Annotated in this window: 21 protein-coding genes, 1 tRNA gene and 1 pseudogene; 6 read left to right on the top strand and 17 right to left on the bottom strand. The window is 67.7% G+C overall.

Annotation, left to right across the window (positions count from 1 at the left end):
* The first annotated feature begins 171 nt into the window (after window positions 1–171).
* Both ABEB00_RS12355 and ABEB00_RS12350 read left to right on the top strand, forming a co-directional pair.
* Entirely contained in the window at window positions 172–1,644 is a 1,473-nt protein-coding gene (locus ABEB00_RS12355) for an FG-GAP and VCBS repeat-containing protein (protein ID WP_345619453.1), read from the top strand.
* Between the two features lie 80 nt (window positions 1,645–1,724).
* Window positions 1,725–2,792, top strand: a complete 1,068-nt coding sequence (locus ABEB00_RS12350) for a Yip1 family protein (RefSeq protein ID WP_345619452.1) — start codon at window positions 1,725–1,727, stop codon at window positions 2,790–2,792.
* Between the two features lie 82 nt (window positions 2,793–2,874).
* Here the strand turns inward: ABEB00_RS12350 and ABEB00_RS12345 are convergent, their stop codons facing one another.
* From ABEB00_RS12345 to ABEB00_RS12335, 3 genes are all read right to left on the bottom strand, one after another.
* A complete protein-coding gene (locus ABEB00_RS12345) occupies window positions 2,875–3,372 on the bottom strand; it encodes a phosphoribosyltransferase (protein WP_345619451.1) in 498 nt (165 codons plus the stop codon).
* A 62-nt stretch (window positions 3,373–3,434) separates the two neighbouring features.
* A complete protein-coding gene (dcd, locus tag ABEB00_RS12340; RefSeq protein WP_345619449.1) occupies window positions 3,435–4,010 on the bottom strand; it encodes a dCTP deaminase in 576 nt (191 codons plus the stop codon).
* A gap of 65 nt (window positions 4,011–4,075) precedes the next feature.
* Window positions 4,076–4,261 carry a hypothetical protein gene (locus tag ABEB00_RS12335; RefSeq protein WP_345619675.1) on the bottom strand — a complete coding sequence of 62 codons (186 nt, stop codon included), beginning with the start codon at window positions 4,259–4,261 and terminating at the stop codon, window positions 4,076–4,078.
* A gap of 314 nt (window positions 4,262–4,575) precedes the next feature.
* Between ABEB00_RS12335 and ABEB00_RS12330 the strand changes: the two genes are divergently transcribed.
* A tRNA-Gly gene (locus ABEB00_RS12330) sits at window positions 4,576–4,649 on the top strand.
* Window positions 4,650–4,698: 49 nt separating this feature from the next.
* On the opposite strand, the gene ABEB00_RS12325 is transcribed toward ABEB00_RS12330, so the two are convergent.
* From ABEB00_RS12325 to ABEB00_RS12260, 14 genes and pseudogenes are all read right to left on the bottom strand, one after another.
* The gene (locus ABEB00_RS12325) at window positions 4,699–5,868 is read right to left on the bottom strand and encodes a tyrosine-type recombinase/integrase (RefSeq protein WP_345619447.1); all 1,170 of its coding nucleotides are present in this window, start codon (window positions 5,866–5,868) and stop codon (window positions 4,699–4,701) included.
* A complete protein-coding gene (locus tag ABEB00_RS12320; RefSeq protein ID WP_345619446.1) occupies window positions 5,868–6,080 on the bottom strand; it encodes an excisionase family DNA-binding protein in 213 nt (70 codons plus the stop codon). Before ABEB00_RS12320 ends, ABEB00_RS12325 begins: the two co-directional genes overlap by 1 nt.
* Window positions 6,073–7,381, bottom strand: a pseudogene (locus tag ABEB00_RS12315) (replication initiator). The gene ABEB00_RS12320 and the pseudogene ABEB00_RS12315 overlap by 8 nt, the downstream one beginning before the upstream one ends.
* A gap of 134 nt (window positions 7,382–7,515) precedes the next feature.
* Entirely contained in the window at window positions 7,516–7,755 is a 240-nt protein-coding gene (locus ABEB00_RS12310) for a SpdD protein (RefSeq protein WP_345619445.1), read from the bottom strand.
* Between the two features lie 14 nt (window positions 7,756–7,769).
* Window positions 7,770–7,964 carry a hypothetical protein gene (locus ABEB00_RS12305; protein WP_193512406.1) on the bottom strand — a complete coding sequence of 65 codons (195 nt, stop codon included), beginning with the start codon at window positions 7,962–7,964 and terminating at the stop codon, window positions 7,770–7,772.
* A 10-nt stretch (window positions 7,965–7,974) separates the two neighbouring features.
* Window positions 7,975–8,166: a mobile element transfer protein gene (locus ABEB00_RS12300; RefSeq protein ID WP_228900241.1), complete on the bottom strand. Its 192-nt coding sequence runs from the start codon at window positions 8,164–8,166 to the stop codon at window positions 7,975–7,977.
* A complete protein-coding gene (locus ABEB00_RS12295; protein ID WP_053216615.1) occupies window positions 8,166–8,366 on the bottom strand; it encodes a hypothetical protein in 201 nt (66 codons plus the stop codon). The genes ABEB00_RS12300 and ABEB00_RS12295 overlap by 1 nt, the downstream gene beginning before the upstream one ends.
* A gap of 20 nt (window positions 8,367–8,386) precedes the next feature.
* Window positions 8,387–9,034, bottom strand: a complete 648-nt coding sequence (locus tag ABEB00_RS12290; RefSeq protein ID WP_345619443.1) for a DUF2637 domain-containing protein — start codon at window positions 9,032–9,034, stop codon at window positions 8,387–8,389.
* Complete coding sequence (locus ABEB00_RS12285; RefSeq protein ID WP_345619442.1) at window positions 9,034–9,204, bottom strand: hypothetical protein; 171 nt, start codon at window positions 9,202–9,204, stop codon at window positions 9,034–9,036. Before ABEB00_RS12285 ends, ABEB00_RS12290 begins: the two co-directional genes overlap by 1 nt.
* Window positions 9,205–9,286: 82 nt before the next feature.
* Window positions 9,287–10,657: an FtsK/SpoIIIE domain-containing protein gene (locus ABEB00_RS12280; RefSeq protein ID WP_345619441.1), complete on the bottom strand. Its 1,371-nt coding sequence runs from the start codon at window positions 10,655–10,657 to the stop codon at window positions 9,287–9,289.
* A gap of 5 nt (window positions 10,658–10,662) precedes the next feature.
* Window positions 10,663–11,013 (bottom strand): SCO3933 family regulatory protein, encoded by a 351-nt coding sequence (locus tag ABEB00_RS12275; RefSeq protein ID WP_142194138.1) that lies wholly within the window; start codon window positions 11,011–11,013, stop codon window positions 10,663–10,665.
* A 126-nt stretch (window positions 11,014–11,139) separates the two neighbouring features.
* Window positions 11,140–11,868: a GntR family transcriptional regulator gene (locus tag ABEB00_RS12270; protein WP_345619440.1), complete on the bottom strand. Its 729-nt coding sequence runs from the start codon at window positions 11,866–11,868 to the stop codon at window positions 11,140–11,142.
* Between the two features lie 89 nt (window positions 11,869–11,957).
* Complete coding sequence (locus ABEB00_RS12265; protein WP_345619439.1) at window positions 11,958–12,395, bottom strand: ATP-binding protein; 438 nt, start codon at window positions 12,393–12,395, stop codon at window positions 11,958–11,960.
* A 279-nt stretch (window positions 12,396–12,674) separates the two neighbouring features.
* Entirely contained in the window at window positions 12,675–13,415 is a 741-nt protein-coding gene (locus ABEB00_RS12260; protein ID WP_345619438.1) for a GntR family transcriptional regulator, read from the bottom strand.
* An 81-nt stretch (window positions 13,416–13,496) separates the two neighbouring features.
* Here ABEB00_RS12260 and ABEB00_RS12255 point away from each other — a divergent pair, with 81 nt between their 5' ends.
* The 3 genes from ABEB00_RS12255 (at window position 13,497) to ABEB00_RS12245 (ending at window position 18,085) form a co-directional block, all read left to right on the top strand.
* A complete protein-coding gene (locus ABEB00_RS12255) occupies window positions 13,497–14,591 on the top strand; it encodes a DUF1152 domain-containing protein (RefSeq protein ID WP_345619437.1) in 1,095 nt (364 codons plus the stop codon).
* 470 nt (window positions 14,592–15,061) lie between these two features.
* A complete protein-coding gene (locus ABEB00_RS12250) occupies window positions 15,062–17,683 on the top strand; it encodes an ATP-binding protein (protein WP_345619436.1) in 2,622 nt (873 codons plus the stop codon).
* A 21-nt stretch (window positions 17,684–17,704) separates the two neighbouring features.
* Window positions 17,705–18,085, top strand: coding sequence for a hypothetical protein (locus ABEB00_RS12245; RefSeq protein WP_345619435.1), 381 nt, complete (start codon window positions 17,705–17,707; stop codon window positions 18,083–18,085).
* The last annotated feature ends 366 nt before the right edge of the window (window positions 18,086–18,451 follow it).

Raw genomic sequence — 18,451 nt, 5'->3', positions numbered from 1 at the left:
GTCTCGAACTCATGTACAACCCTCACCCCCCGTCGGCGGTCTCCTGATCGCCGACCGCAGCATGAACGTGGAGCCAACTCCCGTCGAACGCGCCCCGCGAGGGGTGCCCGCGGTCGCACCCCATCCCCTGCGGGTGTCCACCGGGCATCCCGCGTGCAGCAGGAGAACCGCATGCACAGACACGTGCGTCTCGCCCTCGCCACGGCCGCAGCGGCCGGGCTGACGGGCGGACTGCTCTCGGCCGCCACCGTGACCGCGACGGCCGCCGACTCCACAGCCGTCGCCCGGGCCGACTTCAACGGCGACGGCCGCGGCGACATCGCCTTCTCCGCCCCCGGCGCCCACGTCGCCGGCCGGACCACGGCCGGCCAGATGGTCGTCCTCTACGGCACGGCCACCGGCGTCTCGGCCGCCAAGCGCACCACCCTCAGCCAGAACAGCACCGGCGTCCCCGGCTCCGCGGAGGCCGCCGACTGGTTCGGCAACGACTCCGCCTACGCGGACTTCAACGGCGACGGCTACGACGACCTCGTCGTCAGCTCCCCCGGCGAGGACGTCGGGGGCGACAAGGACGGCGGCGCCGTCACCCTCCTGTGGGGCTCCAGGTCCGGCCTCACCGGCAGCAGCGTCACCGTCGCCGACCCGGCCGCCGGCGGCCACGACTTCTGGGGCACGAACCTCGCCGCCGGCGACTTCGACGGCGACGGGAAGGCCGACCTCGCCGTCGGCAGCGACAACGCCACCGTCCACGTCCTCAAGGGCGGCTTCAGCAGCGCGGGCAAGCCCGGCGGCAAGTACACCGTCAAGCCCCCGATCCTGGACAAGGGGGCGGGCGGCCCGCTCAACCTCACCGCCGGCGACATCAACGGCGACCGGCGCACCGACCTCGTGGTCGACGGCTACGAGACGGCCACCGAGTACGGCTGGAACCGCAACTACTACCTCCCCGGCTCCGCGAGCGGCCTCAAGACGTCCTCCGCCCAGGCCCTCAAGCCCGGCGTGATCACCGCGATCGGCGACATCGACCACGACGGACGCGGCGACATCGTCAGCGGCGCCTACTGGAACACCAAGAGCGAGGACGGCACCGCGATCCCCGACTCCGCCAACGGCGGCAAGGTCTGGGTCACCTACGGCACGAGCACCGGCCCCGGCTCCGCCACCGGCATCACCCAGAACACCGGCAACGTCCCCGGCACCGCCGAGGGCAACGACTTCTTCGGCTACGAGCTGGACCTCGGCGACGTCAACGGCGACGGCTTCCTCGACCTCGCGATCGGCGTCGCCGGGGAGAACATCGGCAGCGCCACCAACGCCGGTTCGGTCACCCTGCTCTACGGCACCGCGGACGGCCTGAACACCGGCTCCGGCGCCCAGTCCTTCTCCCAGGACTCCGCGGGCATCCCCGGCGCCAACGAGAAGGACGACTTCTTCGGCACCGACGTCAAGCTCGACGACGTCACCGGCGACGGCCGCGCCGACCTCGTCATCGGCTCCCAGGAGAACGCGGGCAACGGCGCGGTGACCTACCTGCCGTCCAACGGCGCGAAGATCGCCCCCGCCGGCGCCCGTACCGTCTCCCCGAGCCAGGCGGGCGTGTCGACGACCGGTACACCGGTGTTCGGCGCCAACTTCGCCGACTGATCCCGACCCGGGGACCCGGACGACCCGGCGGCCGGACGGCCCGGGTCCCCTAGGGACCTGGTGTCCCGTCCCCGTAAGGGATGTCACAGCTCGGCCGCAAAGCCGGGTCCGGACGCCCGGGTCCGGCACGTCACTCTCCGGGACCAGGTACGTTCGAAGACGTGGCTGGATTCAGGATCGGACGCGGCCGGGACAACGGCGCTCCTCAGACGCGACCGCACAACCCCTCGCACGGGCAGCAGGCGCCGCAGGGACAGTCGTACGGCTATCCCCCGGCGCCGCAGCAGCCGTACCCGCAGCAGCAGCCGTACGGCGCGGGCGGCGGCCAGTGGCCGCAGCCCCACGGCGGCGGGCAGGCCGGCGGGCACGGCGGCCAGGGCGGGGGGCACGGCGAGCCGGAGTACTTCGGCGACGGCGGGTACGCCGGACAGGGCGGCCCCGCGTACGGTGCGCCCGGCGGACCCGGCGGACCCGGCGGGCCCGGCGCGCCGCACGACCCGTACGCGGCCAACAACCCCGGCCACACCCAGGCGTTCTCGGTCGGCGAGGACCCCTACCAGCAGGGCGACACCTACCGCGCGGGCTCGGCCGCGGCCGGTCCGGTCGGCCCGCGGCTGCACTGGAAGGCGCTGCTGAGGGGCGTCTTCACCGCCCCCAACCAGACCTTCCTCCAGATGCGGGACTACACGATGTGGGGCCCCGCCCTCGTCGTGACCTTCATCTACGGCCTGATCGCGGTCTTCGGCTTCGACGGCGCCCGCGAGGACGCGATCAACGCCACGCTCTCCAACGCGATCCCGATCGTGCTGGTCACCGCCGTGGCGATGGTCCTCGCCGCGTTCGTCCTGGGCGTGGTCACCCATACCCTGGCCCGGCAGTTCGGCGGCGACGGAGCCTGGCAGCCCACGGTCGGCCTCTCCATGCTGATCATGTCGCTGACGGACGCGCCCCGGCTGATCGTGGCGATGTTCGCGGGCGGTGACGCGCCCTTCGTCCAGATCCTGGGCTGGATCACCTGGGTCGCGGCCGGTGTCCTGCTGACCCTGATGGTCAGCCGCTCCCACGACCTGCCCTGGCCCAAGGCGCTCGGCGCCTCCGCGATCCAGTTGATCGCGCTGCTGTCGATCGTGAAGCTGGGCACGTTCTGAGCGGGCGGGCGCGCGACCGGACCTGACGCAGGCATGAGGAAAGGGGCTCCCGAGGGAGCCCCTTCGCCGCGTTTCACGCCCCTCAGGCGTCGAGCACCTGCCCGCTCCGCTTCACCACGGGCTTCTCGACCGACCACGGGAAGTTGATCCAGTCGTCGGTCCGCTTCCACACGTACTCGCACTTCACCAGCGAGTGGGACTTCTCGTAGATGACCGCGCTGCGCACCTCGGCGACGGTGTCGAGGCAGAAGTCCCGCACCAGCTTCAGCGTCTTGCCGGTGTCGGCGACGTCGTCGGCGATGAGGACCTTCTTGGCGGAGAAGTCGATGGCGTTGGGGACGGGGGCCAGCATGACCGGCATCTCCAGCGTGGTCCCCACACCGGTGTAGAACTCCACGTTCACGAGGTGGATGTTCTTGCAGTCGAGCGCGTAGGCGAGCCCGCCCGCGACGAAGACCCCGCCCCGGGCGATGGAGAGCACGACGTCGGGCTCGAACCCGTCGTCGGCGACCGTCTGCGCCAGCTCGCGGACGGCGACGCCGAACTGCTCGTAGCTCAGGTTCTCCCGTACGTCACTCATACCTGCGTCACTCGTCCCTGCGTCGTGCTCGTGTGGGTGTGCTGCTCGGAGGGGTGTGCTGCTCAGACCTGGGTCCGGTGGAAGTTGAGGAAGGACCGGGAGGCGGTCGGTCCCCGCTGGCCCTGGTACCGCGATCCGTAGCGCTCACTGCCGTACGGGTGCTCGGACGGCGAGCTGAGCCGGAACATGCAGAGCTGGCCGATCTTCATGCCGGGCCAGAGCTTGATGGGCAGCGTCGCGAGGTTGCTCAGTTCGAGCGTCACGTGCCCGGAGAAACCGGGGTCGATGAAGCCGGCCGTGGAGTGCGTGACGAGCCCGAGCCGCCCGAGCGAGGACTTCCCCTCCAGCCGCGAGGCGAGGTCGTCGGGGAGCGAGATCACCTCGTACGTGCTGGCCAGCACGAACTCACCGGGGTGCAGGATGAACGGCTCGTCCCCCTCGGGCTCGACCAACCGCGTGAGGTCCACCTGCTCGACCGACGGGTCGATGTGGGGGTAGCGGTGGTTCTCGAACACCCGGAAATACCGGTCGAGACGTACGTCGATGCTCGACGGCTGCACCATGGAGTCGTCGTACGGATCGATCCGTACCCGTCCGGCGTCGATCTCGGCCCGGATGTCCTTGTCTGAGAGAAGCACGTCCCGAGGATACGCAAGGCGCGCGGAGCAGCCACAATCGACCGCCCCGCGCGCCTCGGAGTCCGCTAGCGCGGCTCCAGACTCACCGGTACGACGCTGCGCAGCCGTGTGCACCGCGGGCAGCGCACGAGCCGTCCGGGGCCGAGTCGCTCGGCCTGCCGCATCGGCAGCGAAGAGGTGCTGAACACATGCCCGTCACCACAACGGACGAGAGTGCCCTCCGCCAACCCCTGCGACCCCTGCGACCCCATCAAGTCCTTCAAGTCCCTCAAGTCCCTCAAGTCCCTTCCCCAAGAGCCCCGTCTGGCCATGTCTTCCCTGACGACAAAAGCCACACTACGGGATGAAAGGAACGCCCTTGCCGACGGCACGACACCGCGCCGCACCCCTCACCGAAGACCCCCACGCTACGCCCCAACTCCCTTCCCCCACAGCCGCGTCCCACACCCCGGAAAGACCCCCCGCAAACACGCACAGGCCCCACGGCACGAGCACCGGGGACCTGCCATGGGGTAGAGTGACCAAGCATCCGGACACCGGTTCCGACCGGGCTCCGTGCGCGCATGCGGGTGTAGTTTAATGGTAGAACATCAGCTTCCCAAGCTGAGAGCGCGAGTTCGATTCTCGTCACCCGCTCCATGAAGAAGGCCCAGGTCAGAGACCCGGGCCTTTTTGCTGTGCGTTGTCATCAGTCGTCGCGTGCCAGATCCGTGCCAGAAGGCCCGGCGGGCGGCTTCCCAGTCGCCGCGGCTCTCGCCTTCCGGACGGTGGCGTCGAGTCCGGCGGCGACCTCCTGCTGTCGCTCCTCGTCGGAGTGCTGGTAGATCAGCGCGGCCTTCTCGGAGGACTGGCCGGCGCGGACCATTGTGTCCTTGAGGGTGGCGCCGGAGCGGGTCGAGAGCGTGTGTCCGGTGTGCCGGAGGTCGTAGAACCGGAAGCCTTCCGGCATGCCCACCACGTCCCGAGCCTTCCGCCACTTCCGCCCGAAGCTGCTGCGCCGGAAGGGCGCCCCCTTCTCCCCCACGAAGAGCAGCCCGTCCGGGCCCGGTTCGGCGTAGCTCTCCAGGTGCCAGCGGAGCTCCCGGCGGAGGAACGCGGGAAGAATCACAGTCCGGGTTCCGGCCTCCGACTTGGTGTCGCCCCGGACGCGCCGACCGTTCATCCGCTCAGGCTCGGCGAGGCGGACACGGACGCGGAGGGTGTCGACGTCGACGTCCCGGCGGCAGAGGCCGGCCAGCTCCTCCGGACGCATCGGGCCGTAAGCGCCGAGGTAGACCATGAGCCGCCAGCGCATCCCCACGGCGTCGGCGAGCGCGTCGACCTGGGTGACGGTGGCAATGCGCCGCTCTGCTGCCTTTTCCTTGCCGGCGCCCTTGATCCGGCACGGGTTGCGCTGGATCAGCTCGTCGTCGACGGCCGTCTCCATGATGGCTTTCAGAAGGCGGTACGCCTTTGCCGTCATCGTCTTGGCGTTCGTGGTGCGGAGCCGTTCGGCACGCCACTCACGGACGCGGGGTGCGGTGATCTCGTCGAGGTCGAGGTCCGAGAAGGCGGTCAGGTGCTTGTCGAGGAGGTAGCGGTAAAGGTCCCGGGTGAGGGGTGCGAGGTCGCGTTCGTCCACCCACTTGTCGGCGTAGGCCCGGAAGCTCACGGCACCGGCATCAGGGTCCCGCCACTCGCCCCGGCGGATCTCCGTCTGTTTCTCGGCCAGCCAGTCGTCAGCGTCCGCCGTCGTCGCGAAGGTTTCAGGGGCCGGACGCATCACACCGTCCGGGCCCGGATAACGAGCCTGGTAACGGCCGGAAGGCAGCTTCCTGATCGCGCCGAAGCGGCGACGCCTGCCACGGTTGTTGGCCATCAGGCGGCCCTCCCGTAGCGGGAGCGGGACCGCCTGACCGGCTCGACCGTGCGGGCCCGGAGGAACTCGTCGACCGCGCTCTCCGGGATGCGGACGTGACGGCCCACCTTCACGTACCGGATGCGCCGCTCCTCGATGAGGCGACGGGGGAAGCGGGACGTGGTGCCGAGCAGCTCGGCGACCTGGTCGACGGAGAGATGGCGCTCAGCCACGGGTGGGTTCCCCTTCCGTTCCGGGGGCGGGTTCGAGGGTTTCGACGAGCCAGGCTTCGGCGTCGGTGAGGCCCGTACCGGCGTAGACCCAGTGGGCAAGGACGAGCGTGGTCGTCTCCGAGCCGTCCTCGTGCGCGGCTGCTGCTGTGGCCTGGGCGCGGCGCCATTCGGCGCGGGCGGTGCGCAGCGCGCCGAGGGTGGTGGAGTAGCGGCGGGACTTGGTGGAGAAGTGGCCGCGGAAGCCGAGCATGTGGACCCAGGCGCGCAGGCGGAGGTGTTCGAGGTCTTTGCGGGCGCCGAGAGTCCAGGCGGTGCGTATGAGGCGGCGGGCGTGGTCGGTGATGTCGAGCTGGGCGAGTTCGGCGAGGAACTTCAGCAGCCGGTCCAGGCCTCCCGTGGCGGTCTCGGCGCCCTTGGTGGCGTACTTGGCGATGTACGCGGCCACGGCGCGTTCGGTCAGCTCCTGGCCGCTGCTGAAGTCGGCGGAGCGGATGGTGCGGACGTCGAGCTGTCGTCCGAAGGCGAAGGTGTGGGCCCGGCCGTCGATGGTCGGGCCGTCGACGCGGGCGGCGGTGGCGGCGGCGCGGATGGCGTCGGTGAGCAGCTCAGCGGTGGCCCAGGCCGGGGGCGGGGTGTCGCCACCTTCCGGGCCGTCGATGCGGATCACCGCATGGAAGTGGACCGCGCCGCGCTTTTGGTACTCGGCGACCTTGGCGAAGGACACCCGCGCGTGTTCGCGGAAGTCGCGTTGGGTGAGGCCGGCCCGCTTGGCGACTTCCCGGCGGAGGTAGATGGAGAAGCGCCGCCACAGGAGGCCGGCGTGCGCGTTCCACAGGACGGCCGCTTCGTAGTCGTAGGTGTCGGGGTCGAGGGCGGTGCCGAGGGCGGGGTCGTCGGGGTGGTGGAGGGTGCCGCAGCGGCAGGGGCGGACGGTGCGGGCGGGGCCGGTGGGGCGGTTGTGGACCGGGCCGAAGCCGGGGGCGGTGAAGGTGACGAAGACGCAGGGGTGTGCGGCGACGCGTTCGGGGACGCCCTTGCCGCCGCGCAGGCCCGAGGTGATCAGGTGGAAGGTGTCGCGGCGGTAGACCTCCGCGCAGGCCGGGCAGCGGGTGGTGCGGCGGTTGTTGCAGCGGACCAAGAGGTGACCGGCGGGGAGGGTGGTGGAGGCGGTTGCCTATCTCGCCGGTGCGGGTGTTCACGGCGTACTCGGTGCGGTGGCCGTCGAGGCGGATCGGGTGGGTGCAGCCGCCCAGGCCGGAGAGCTGGTGGGCGAGCTGGGGGAGGTTGCCGGATGCGGCCAGCTTGGAGAGTTCCGCCAGCGGGGGCGGAGTCTGCCGGGTGATGATGGGGGTTCCTTTCGGCTGTTACGGCGGTCGGGAGGGACGGCCCCGGGGCGGCGGGATGCTTGGCGGCTTGTTGCCGCCCCGGCGGCCGGTCAGCGCTTGGTCGCGCTGGTGACGAGGGAGCGCAGGACGACGGCGGCGACGGCCACCGAGACGGCCGTGATGGCGACCGCCGCCAGGAGCGCGGTGAGGACGACGCCGACGATGACCACGGCGGCGACCGGGCCGACGTACGGGACGAGGGCGCGGCCGGCGGAGGGCACCGGGTCGTGGGTGTGGTGCTGGGTGAGGGTGGTCGGGGTCGGGACGTCGGGCAGCTTGGGACGGAACACGGCGGATCTCCTTGTCAGTCGTGGGTGCCGTTGATGACGTCGACCCCGGAGCGGGTGCCGGAGTCGATGAGCGGGGCGAGGACGGTCCGGGAGAGCAGGAAGCCGAAGAGCGCGATCACGACGACGATCCAGACGCGGACGCCGAGGAAGCGGACCGCGCCCCAGGCGATGAGGCCCAGGACCAGGACGAGCGGCAGTGAGACGGTCACGGGGGCTCCCTCAGCGGACGCGACAGCGGTGGGTACGGGCGGCGAGTTCGGCGGCGGCGCGGCTGTCGTAGTCGGCGGAGAAGCCGCAGCGCGGGGCTGTGCAGGCGGCGGTGTGCTTCTCGCGGCCCCGGTCGTCGTAGTAGGTGGCGACCTGTACGGGGCCGATGCGGACGGCGCGGCGGAAGCGTGGGGTGCGGGGCATCAGGGCAGCTCCTTCGGGTCCTCGTGGTGCTCGCCGGTGAAGTCGGTGACGTGGTCGAGGAGCCAGCGCCGGATCTCCTCGCCCTCGTACTCGTCGGCGGTGAGGATCACGGGTTCGGCGATGAGCATCGCTTCGGTGAGGCGGTTCTGGCGGGTCAGCTCGGCGGCGCGGTTGAGCGCGCGGAGCGTGGACGGGCGCACGGTCGGAGGTCCTCCGTTGATCAGGTGAGGTGTGCGGCGATGGCTTCGGCGAGCGGCATCGGGACGCCGAGCCGGGCGCGAAGGGTCGAGGTGTCGATGGCGGTTCCGGTCCGTGTCCGGTGTTCGTCGGCGACCTTGCGGGCCAGGGTGACGAGTGCCGGCGGGACGGACGCGGGGACGGGTGCGGGTGCGGGTGCGGTGGGCAGCTCAGGGGCCGTCGGCGCGGCCGGATCTTCGGTCTCCGGGCGCCCGGTCGTCTCCGCTTCCGGTGCCGTCGGTGTCTTCGGTACCTCGGGGAGCGCCCGTGTTCCGTGGGCGAGCAGGGTTCCGCCGAGGAAGGCGACCGCGGGCCATCCGGCGACGAGGATGCGCAGCCAGGCCGGTACGTCGTGCAGGTCGAGGAGGCCGGCGGTGGCGACGTTGGCACCGAGGGAGGCGACCAGGGCGACGAGGAACCAGCACCAGGCCGACGCCTTCGCGCCGCCGGTACGGAGCCGGTGCCAGGCGGCGACGAGGAGCAGGTCGACGGAGACCGGGTAGGCCCACGCCTTCCATCCGTCCTGTCCGGCAGCGGCGGCGAGGTCGTGGAGGTGGGCGAAGGACAGGGCTCCGGCGATGACGGCCTGGACGAGGACCGCGTCGGCGCGCACGGCGGTGAGGCGGGCCATCAGGCCGACTCGTCGGGGAAGTGGCCCGGCGGAGGCTCGGGCAGTGACCCGGCCAGCGCCGGTCCCACGGCCTCTACGAAGGCCGCGTCAGCGCCGGGCGTCTCGGCGTAGGTGGCGAGGTGGCCCAGCAGGAGCACGGTGCGGGCGAAGTCCTCGCAGTCGGGGCACACGGTGGGTGTCTCCTTTCTTGAGGCATGGCGGGGGTAGGGACTCGGCGCGGGACGGCCGCGCCAGCCGTGGGAGGGGTGCGGGCTACGGGGCCGGGTGCGGTGCGGGCACGGGCCGGGGCGACTGCGCGGGCACGGTCGGGGGCGACGGCCGGAAGGGCGCGAGCCCCGGTACGTCGGGGGTGAGGACGGACGCGGCGCGGCAGGTGGCCGCGGCTTCGGCGAGGGTCAGGTGCGGGGTGCGGATGCGGGACCAGCCGCCGGAGGTGTCGCCGACGGCGGCGAGGCCGGGCCGTTCGGCGGGGATGGAGCAGGCCGCGTACACGGCTTCCGGGGCGATGTCGCCGAGCGCCATCTTGGCGGAGGCTTCGTCGTTGACACGGTGGCAGACGCGGCCGGTGAGCTGGGCCCGCAGCATGGTCGCGCCCTTGCCCAGCTCGGCGCCGAAGCGTTGTCCACAGACCTCCAGGTAGATGCCGGCGGCGCGGCCGAGCTGGGCGAGGCGGATGAGCTGGGTGACCATCTCGTCGCGCCGGTCCTCGTCCTTCCTGCTCGCGACGAGGAAGAGTTCCGCCACCTCGTCGATGAACAGCACGATGGGCGGCGGACGGTCCTCGTCGGGCAGTCCCCAGATGTCCGAGGTGATCAGTTCGTCGGGGGTGCCGGGGGCGATGCCCTGCCGGGCCTTGATCAGGTCGTAGCGGTCCTCCATCTCGGTCACGAGGACGGGCAGCAGGGCGGCGGCCTGTCGCTGGTCGACGGCGAGCGCGGAGAAGCGGTCGGCGAAGGGCGACAGTTCGACACCGCGCTTGCAGTCGATGCCGGCCAGGGCCACGGGCTGAGTGGCCAGTCCGGCGATGAGGTTGCGCAGGTACATGGACTTGCCGGACAGCGTGGCGCCGAGGACGAGTTCGTGCGGTACGGCGCGGTAGTCGCGGACGAACGCGGTCGCGTCCTCCCGCAGCGCCACCGGCACCCGCAGCAACCCGCCCCGAGCACGCCGGGGCATCCGTACGTCGCGCAACACGTCGAAGCCGACGAGCCGCAGTTCGACGACGCCCGGCTTGATGTCACGTACGTACACGGCGTGGACGCCCCAGGCGTGCCGCAGCCGTTCCGCCGAGGCGGCGATGTCGGCGGGTTCCTGCCCGGGAGCGAGCCGCAGCCGCATCCGCAGGCCGGTCGCGGTGGGCCGGATCAGCCCCCGGCGGGGCGGGACCGGACGGATCTCCCGGCGAGTGGTGGCCTTGACCGCCAGGGCCCGCCAGCGAGGCGGTTCGACGGTCAGGCCGCAGGCGTCCATGGTCGAGGAGTACGAGGTCAGCAGCCGGACCACCGAGGCCGGGAGTCCGACCGCGGACCAGTACGCGGCGGGGTGGGCGTGCCGGGCGTAGGCCGCGCCGCCTATCGCGGTGAGCGACCCGCCCACCTCCGCCACCGTCGTCCAGTCGGTCATGTCGGTCAGCCCGCCTGTGCCATCGGGAAGGCGCCGGGGGTGACGGCGGTGGCACGGTAGGCGATGCCGTGCCGCTGCTGACCGTTGAAGACGCTCTCCCACGGACGGGCCACCAGGCCGGGCAGGGAGACGGGCGCACCGACGGTCAGACCGTCCGTGACTCCGCTCTCCGGGATGGTGACCTGGATCAGCGACGACTCGCCCTCGTCGATGTATACGACGCCAACCGTCATCAGGGCCTCACCGCTCACGGCGTCCTTGGCGATCTCCCCGGTCTTCCGGTCGCGCACCTTCGGCGCCGGCGCTTCGGTGAGCAGGACGGTGGCGGACGAGGCGTCGATACGGATCACACGCACAGATGTCTCCTTGAGCTTGAGAGTCGGCAACCTGCCGCCTGACAAGTTGACTTAGCAAGTTCGAAGCTAGAGTTGTCAGGTTGACTTGTCAAGTGGCATTCAAGGTGAACGGGCCCGCATCCAGGGTCAGTTCAGCCGGTAGGTGTCTTCCAGTTCCTGCCGGTCGGCAGGCAGGAGCACGTCAGAGACTTGCAGCGCCTGCCCGGAGGCGTCACAGGCGATGACGAGGACACTCAGCACCGGTACACCGTCCGGCAGGGCCAACAGCTCACGTTCGGTCGCGTGGGGCAGGCGAGCGGAGACGCGCTCCGTCACGTGGTCGAAGCGGACCTTCTTGCGCGCCTCCAGGTGCGCGCGCGTACCGGACTCCAGCGCCTCGGGACTCGCCAGATCGGTGCCGTCGACCAGGCCGGCGGGGAAGTAGGAGGAGACCAGTTCGGCGGCCTCCCCGTCCTCCTCGACCAGGAGGCGACGCATGAGCGCCTTGGCCCGCTTCGGCAGCCCGAGGGCCGAGGCCACCCGGGCCGGTACCGCCACTTCGCCGACCTGTACGAGCCGCCCGGCCGTCTGCAACTCATCACGCGTGAGCACGACACGGCCGCGCCGTTCTCTCTCCTCGGCGCCCGCGGGGCGACCGCGCACGATGGTGCCGTACCCCTGCCGGGACTCCAGCCAGCCGTCACGCTTCAGGAGCTCCAGGGCTCGCACGACCGTGGGCCGGGACATCCCGAATGCCTGGACAAGTTGGTTCTCGCTGGGAACGCGGGTACCGGGCGGGTACGTTCCGTCCTCGATGCGACCTTGCAGGGTCTGCGCGAGGCGCACGTACTTGGGGGCCTCCACCTCATATCCCATGAACGCCGCCCGTCGCGATTGGCCAAGTCAACTGGTCAACCAGACTAGCGACAATCCCTGAGCAGATGTAGAAGCGGGGCACTCCTCCCTTAGGAAGGCCAGGCATCAGCCATCACGAAGGAGACCACCGTCCCGCCGAAGCGACTGGGCCCGGAATGCCACGACTCGGCCATGGCGTCGACCAGCAGCAGCCCGCGCCCATGCGCGTCATTCGCGTCCGGCCGGCGCATGCGCACGTTCGCCGGGAAGCCGGGGTTGTGCACCTCCACGCGGAGCGAGGTTTTCTCCCGGAACCACTCCACGCGCACGCGCCACTCCTCGTCGGCCCGTCCGTACAGGATGGCGTTGGTCACCAACTCGGAAATCATCAGCGCACAGTCGTCGACCGAGCAGGCCGGGTTGTACGGGGCGATGAACTTCCGGAACCAGCGTCGAGCCCGAGGTACGGACTCCGGGACCGGGTGCAGGGTCATCGCCCCGAGCCACGGTGATTCCTCGCTGGGGAAGCGGTTGAACCGGTAGGTCATCCGCGCTCACTCCTTGCCGCTGCCGTCGCAGTCGAGGCAGCGCCGCTTCGACGTGGCACGGGTGTGGTCGTTGGCGGTGGCGAGGACCACCGACGTACGCGAAGCGACGCGCTTCCAACCGCGTCCCCGGCATCCCCGGCATGCTGCGCGCGTGCCCTGATCCGGCCGCCGACCTGTCACACCCTGCCCCTTCCAGTAAGTGGCCTTAGCCACTTACTGGATAGTGGCATTAGCCACTCGCGTCGCGCAAGCGGTTCACCTAACTGATGACCCGTCATGTCACACCAGCGGATAGCCCTGTTCGAATGCCCAGCGGTGCGGCGGATAGGTCGCCTCGGCGAACTCCAACGGCCGGTCCTGCATGTCGTAGACGACGTGGTGGACGATCAGCACGGCGGACCCCGGTTGCAGCTCCAGGTCGGCGGCCTCTTCCTCGGTGGCGCTCCGGGCACACATCCGGTCCTCGGCGTAACTCCCCTGCCGGCCGGTCATGTTCTCGACGTACATCAGGGTCCCCTCCTGGATCCGCCCGGGATCCGTGAGCCTGGGCGCCCGCTGCCCGACGTCCGGAGCGAACCACGAGGTCGACAACGTGATGGGACCGTCCTGGTTGTTGGTCACGCGCCGGCGGTGCACGGCCCGGCGGTCCTTCACCAGCCCGAGAGCCTCGGCCACGTGGTCCGGTGCGTCCATCCACCCGGCCGACGTGATCACCGCGTACTCACCGGGCGTGTAGATCTTCCCCGTCTGACGCGCCCGGCCGTACAACTCCCGCGCCCGCCGGTTGACTTCCAAGCTGCGCACGTAGGTCCCCGAGCCCTGCCGCTTCTCGACGAGCCCCTGATGACTGAGCGCCTCCAGAGCACGGGCCGCAGTCGGACGCGACACCTTCCAGTCCGCCGCCAACTGCCGTTCCGACGGCACCTCGTCACCCGCTCGCAGGTCGCCCCGAAGGATCTGATCGCGGATGTGGTGAGCGATCTGGAGATACTTCGGCTGCGCCTCCTCGATCTGCGGCACATTCCCTCCTCGTCCAAGTGGCTATGGCCTCTGGCCACTATAGGGTGAGTGGTAAATAGCAGAACCCGTAATGTTGACCACATGACGCGGTTGATCGTCGCAGCAGGAGGAGGGGGCGACGCAGTCGCCGCCGCAATGCTTCACGCCGCCCTGTACGGCGACGAGGACCAGGCGGTGATCCTCACGTACGCGTGGGACCGCCTGTTGGTCGACCCGGTACCGGGCCCGCGCGGCGCGCACGACTTCACCGACCTGGAAGCCGTCACCCCGTCCGTGTGGTCAGTGCCGGCGACCGCCCGCCCAGTCGCTCCGGCAGGGTCGACACTCCCTCGCCTCGCGGCCGAGCTCCCACAGATACTCGCCCTGCTAGACCCCTCCCACGGAGTCGAGGGCGTGACGCGCCAGCTGGAAGAGCTGCTGGCCCACTTGGCGCCCGAGTCGATCGACCTCCTGGACGTCGGCGGAGACATCCTCGCCCGCGGCGACGAACCGACCCTGAAGAGCCCGCTTGCCGACGCAGTGACGCTTGCAGCGTGCTGCCAGGTAAACGCCCCGGTCCGGCTCCTGGTCGCCGGCCCCGGTCTCGACGGCGAGCTGTCGGCGGAGGATCTCCGCCCGTTGCTGGGCCCCGTAGTCCACACCCTCACGGCGCAGGACGTGGCCCCGGTCGGCAACGTCCTGGAGTGGCACCCGTCCGAAGCCACGGGGATGCTCGCGGCGACGGCCCGGGGAACGCGCGGCATCTGCGAGGTACGCGACGCCGGCTTGCCGGTACCGCTCAGGGACGAAGGCCCGCGTGTCCACGAAGTCGACTTGGACGAGGCACTGAGCCACAACACCCTCGCCCGAGCCATCACGGCAACGACGACCCTGGACGAGGCCGAGGCCCACAGCCGCGAGATCTGCGGCTTCTCGGAGATCGACTACGAACGCAACAAGGCCCTGTGGTTGAAGGACCAGCCGTCGGCCCCGCTCGACGAAGGGGCGGTACTGCGCCAGGTCGACGAGTTCGAGTCGGAAGCCCGCACCCGCGGAGTCACACACACGACGTTCCGCCACCTCACCGAGGTCCTGCACCTCAACGGCTCCCAGCGCAGCGACCTGCGCCACCTCCTGCTCAACAGACGCCCGGAGCAGTACGCAGCCCCACTCTGGCGCATCCCAGACGCCACCTGAGTTACAACCTTCTTTACTGGTTCAAGGCGGCTCGCTCCGCTCCCCGCACGCGGCCCGGCCCCCGGCCGGGCCTGCGCTCCAGTCTCCGCCCCGCTCCAGCCCGGCCGACGCCCAGGCCGCGCGCACAGCAATCAGCCACCTGACCTCAGAGAAGGGGTATGTCATGGCTGGGGCGGTCGGCTCCACGGCTTTTAGCCACCTCCCCGGTCCGGGTCCCGCGTCGAGCAAGACCAGGGGGCCACTCGTGCACATTGCGGTCAGGCCAAAAGCCTGCCCGAGTTGCCAACCAGCGTACGGCCCCCTGATCATGCTCGACCCCAGACCGGGCAGGCCACCGGCCGAACCCGTTACGCCGACTCGGCTTCCAGTTCACGTTAGCCACACCTACTGCCAACTTGCTCGGTACGCTTACATGAGGTGCGCATGCGCATCCACCCTTGCCGGGCCAGATCTCAGTAGCGGGGGGCTACATGCAGCAAGAAGAAGACCGAACCAACCTCCGAATATCGGATCATGCGACGGTCGGCAAGGCCGTGGTGATCGAACACGCTGGCCATGTATCCCTGAGCGGACCGGAACTCAAGCAGCGCAGACGTCCGCTACAGATTCCACGCGATATTCCTGAATTCACCGGACGCGAGGGAATATTTGAAAAGATTAGCGGATCTCTCGCCATCAACCTCGAAACCCCGGCCATTTGGGTTCTTTCAGGAATGGCCGGCGTAGGAAAAACGTCAATCGCCATCAGGGCGGCAAATAGGCATTCGGAAAGATTTCCCGATGGAATCCTCTATGCGAAACTCGCCGGCGCAGGTTCCAATCCAGCAGATCCCAATGAGATCCTGGTGCGCTTCCTAAAGGACCTAGGCGTCACGCTCGGCGAGATTCCAGGAGATTACGAAAGTCTCGTGACCGCCTACAGGACACTAATTGCAACCAAGGCGATACTCGTAGTCCTCGATGATGCAGCTGATACGGCGCAAGTGAACGACTTGATCCCTACATCGCCGCGCAGTGCTGCACTGATCACAAGCCGTCGCCCATTGGCCACGCTTCCGGGAGCGCAAAGCATCTCGGTTGACGTATGGACTTTGGACGAGTGTACACAGTTCCTCAAAGTACTTCTTGGTGCCAACCGTATCGCAGACAGCATTGATGAAGTCCATGAGCTGTCGGAGATCTGCGGACGACTCCCACTAGCTTTGCGTATCGCTGGAGCACAGTTGCTCAGGCGTCCACTCTGGCCATTGGCGCGCATGGTGAGCCGACTGCGAGACGAACAGAGGCGTCTGGAGGTACTGCGCGCTGACGATATTGCAATCCGATCAGTTTTCGCAACGGCCTACGAATCGCTAACTGATGCCCAATCGCGCATATTTCGCGCAGTAGGACTAACTCTTGGATTCTCATTCAGCGTGGAATCAGTCGCCAGGTTAACTGATGCCGACGAGTATTTTGTTGAAGATGCGCTGGAAGACCTAGCAGATCGCCATTTGATCAGTCCTGACGACATTCCCGGCAGGTTCAAGATCCATGACCTGATGCGCCTTTTTGCGAAAGAAAGGGCTGTCGATCAAGACGCGCCCACGGCTGTAACAGAATCTGTTCATCGCCTGCTTCAGTGGCACCTCGAAATCCTGGAAGGTAGCAGTCCATCCATCCGCAAATGGGTGCGTCTAGAAAGGCCCAGTCTTGTCGCTGGCGTGTTGCTGGCCAATGAAAACCATTGGGATTATCTGTGCTGGAAAACAGCAGATTACCTGGCCGACTTCCATTCAATAGAACGTGATTACAGCGACTGGATCCTATGCAACGAGGCTGGCCTAGTAGCCGCGCGCAGATGCGGGGCTCGCGAAGGCGAAGCATTGATGCTCGGAGGACTCGGTCAAGCAAGCAGGCGTCTAAATCGGTTTAATGACGCCCGATCATATCTAGAAGAATCCTTGAAGGTCTTTCGTGACTTGAAGGACCTTGAACGTTGCGCCGAAGTTCTCTGGGAAATTGGTAATACCTCAAGCAGCCAGTGGGACGTCGGTCGAGCCATGTCTGCCTACAGGGAATCTGTTGAGATATACACTGCGCTAGGTTATCCGCCAGGCCAAGCTAGGGCCCTCCATGCACTTGGGCATTTGCACAGCGGAATTGGGCGTCATGACGAAGCGCTAAAGTATTTTCAGGAAGAACTTGCACTGGCCATAAAAGCTAGCGCCAACTCAAATTCCCTTAGCACCACCTACCAAGGCATGGCATCTTGCTTGGCCGCTGGAGGCATGCTCGAAGAATCGATCAACGCTTATGAAAAATCGATTTCTGAGGCGCAGGCCGCTAGGGACAAGAAAGCTCTTCGAATCCGGCTAGCGAGGAAAGCCAGTGTCCTCCAGCGCATGGGTAAGGCCGATGAGGCCAGCGCGACTTACGAAGAGGCTCTGAGACTGGCGCGTGAGCAGAATGACACGTCAGGAATTGCATGGATCCTGCACAATCTCGCGGACAACCACGAAAGGGCGAAGAAGTACGAGGAAGCAGATTCTCTGTACGCGGATATTCTCAACACTGACGGCATTGATGAGGTGCCGGAAGGTTTGATCAACACGCTGCACTGCTGGGCAGATTCCCACATACGGCGCGAAAATTTCGACCGGGCTAATGAATTGCTGGACAAAGCCCAAGATATCGCCCGCCAGCATGACAGAGTGCCTGAGCTGATAAAGGTATTGCTCTGTCAGAGTGCAGCACTGCAAAAGAATGAGGACATTACTGAGGCGCTCTCTCTTGCCCGCGAGGCTGCAGATATTGCGACATCATACGGTTCGGCAAAGCATCTCGCGCAATGTCTGCGCAGAGTAGGAATGTCTCTGCGAGGACTCAATCGTATAGAGGGTGCCGCGAAGATATACGCGGAAAAAATGCGTTTGGAGGTTCTCATGCAGCAACATGGGAGCGCGCGCGAAACAGCACAAGAGCTCTCCTTGATCTGGACAGAACTAGGCGACACCGATAAGGCGGAATTTTATTCTGCTAGAGCGTCAGAATTTACTCGTGAGGCTGAGCGCGTCGCCTCGGAAGAGCGCAAGCCCCTTGGCAGTCATTAGATCAACAACGAAGGAAACACCATGACTGATCCTATTTCCTTGACTGTAGCAACCTTGCTGGCCGGAGGATACCTGGCTGAGGCTGGAAGTGGGGCCTGGCGAACGACCACTCGTATTGTTGCCTTTTTGCGAAACAAATTCGGGCGGGATCAGCAAGCACTCGATGCCCTGCAACGCTGCGAAGATGATCCCTCTAGTGCATCAGCGCAAGCCGATGTGCGTACCGCGCTAGACCGCTATCTGGACACGGACCCGGGCTTTCGCAGTGAGTTGCTGTCCGTACTGGATTCTCAGGGATACAGCCAGAAAGAGGTGCTGAACAATCAAGTGACTGTGACAGATCAAGCCAATGTTGGAAAGATCGTTACAATCAAGGATGTACAGGGCGACGTAAGTTTCTAGGTTCAGAACGCAAGCGGACTCAAGGCTCTGCGGGGGCCCTACCTGAGCGCAGACACTCAGCATGGGGCAGGGTTGCGTGTCTAACTGCGTGACAACACGCACGCACACCAGCGAACAAGCACGGACGGTTGCGAACCGTCAGCGCAGGTGAGACGCCCACCGACCCAATGCAACGCTCCTGTCCCAGTTGCTTCGGGACGAAGAGGTCATCGTCAAAGGTCTCACCGCCGCGCTTCCACCGACGTAGCTTGCTCTGGTCGACGCCATGGCAGCGTGGCTAAGGCCGGTGGGGGTGCGGCGAGGCACACGCGCGCCTGATCGGTCGGAGTACCCACCATCGTTGCTGACTGTCGTCGGCTGAGGATC

The organism is Streptomyces ziwulingensis (assembly GCF_039542605.1).
Lineage (GTDB): Bacteria > Actinomycetota > Actinomycetes > Streptomycetales > Streptomycetaceae > Streptomyces > Streptomyces ziwulingensis.
Note: the sequence above shows the minus strand (reverse complement) of the source record. Positions and strands in the feature narration are given on the sequence as shown.

Coding starts and splice junctions, on each gene's coding strand:
- ABEB00_RS12355 (WP_345619453.1), top strand. CDS start 172: ATGCACAGACACGTGCGTCTCGCCCTCGCCACGGCCGCAGCGGCCGGG.
- ABEB00_RS12350 (WP_345619452.1), top strand. CDS start 1,725: ATGTCACAGCTCGGCCGCAAAGCCGGGTCCGGACGCCCGGGTCCGGCA.
- ABEB00_RS12345 (WP_345619451.1), bottom strand. CDS start 3,372: ATGAGTGACGTACGGGAGAACCTGAGCTACGAGCAGTTCGGCGTCGCC.
- ABEB00_RS12335 (WP_345619675.1), bottom strand. CDS start 4,261: ATGGGGTCGCAGGGGTCGCAGGGGTTGGCGGAGGGCACTCTCGTCCGT.
- ABEB00_RS12325 (WP_345619447.1), bottom strand. CDS start 5,868: ATGGCCAACAACCGTGGCAGGCGTCGCCGCTTCGGCGCGATCAGGAAG.
- ABEB00_RS12300 (WP_228900241.1), bottom strand. CDS start 8,166: ATGCCCCGCACCCCACGCTTCCGCCGCGCCGTCCGCATCGGCCCCGTA.
- ABEB00_RS12290 (WP_345619443.1), bottom strand. CDS start 9,034: ATGGCCCGCCTCACCGCCGTGCGCGCCGACGCGGTCCTCGTCCAGGCC.
- ABEB00_RS12280 (WP_345619441.1), bottom strand. CDS start 10,657: ATGACCGACTGGACGACGGTGGCGGAGGTGGGCGGGTCGCTCACCGCG.
- ABEB00_RS12270 (WP_345619440.1), bottom strand. CDS start 11,868: ATGGGATATGAGGTGGAGGCCCCCAAGTACGTGCGCCTCGCGCAGACC.
- ABEB00_RS12265 (WP_345619439.1), bottom strand. CDS start 12,395: ATGACCTACCGGTTCAACCGCTTCCCCAGCGAGGAATCACCGTGGCTC.
- ABEB00_RS12255 (WP_345619437.1), top strand. CDS start 13,497: ATGACGCGGTTGATCGTCGCAGCAGGAGGAGGGGGCGACGCAGTCGCC.
- ABEB00_RS12250 (WP_345619436.1), top strand. CDS start 15,062: ATGCAGCAAGAAGAAGACCGAACCAACCTCCGAATATCGGATCATGCG.
- ABEB00_RS12245 (WP_345619435.1), top strand. CDS start 17,705: ATGACTGATCCTATTTCCTTGACTGTAGCAACCTTGCTGGCCGGAGGA.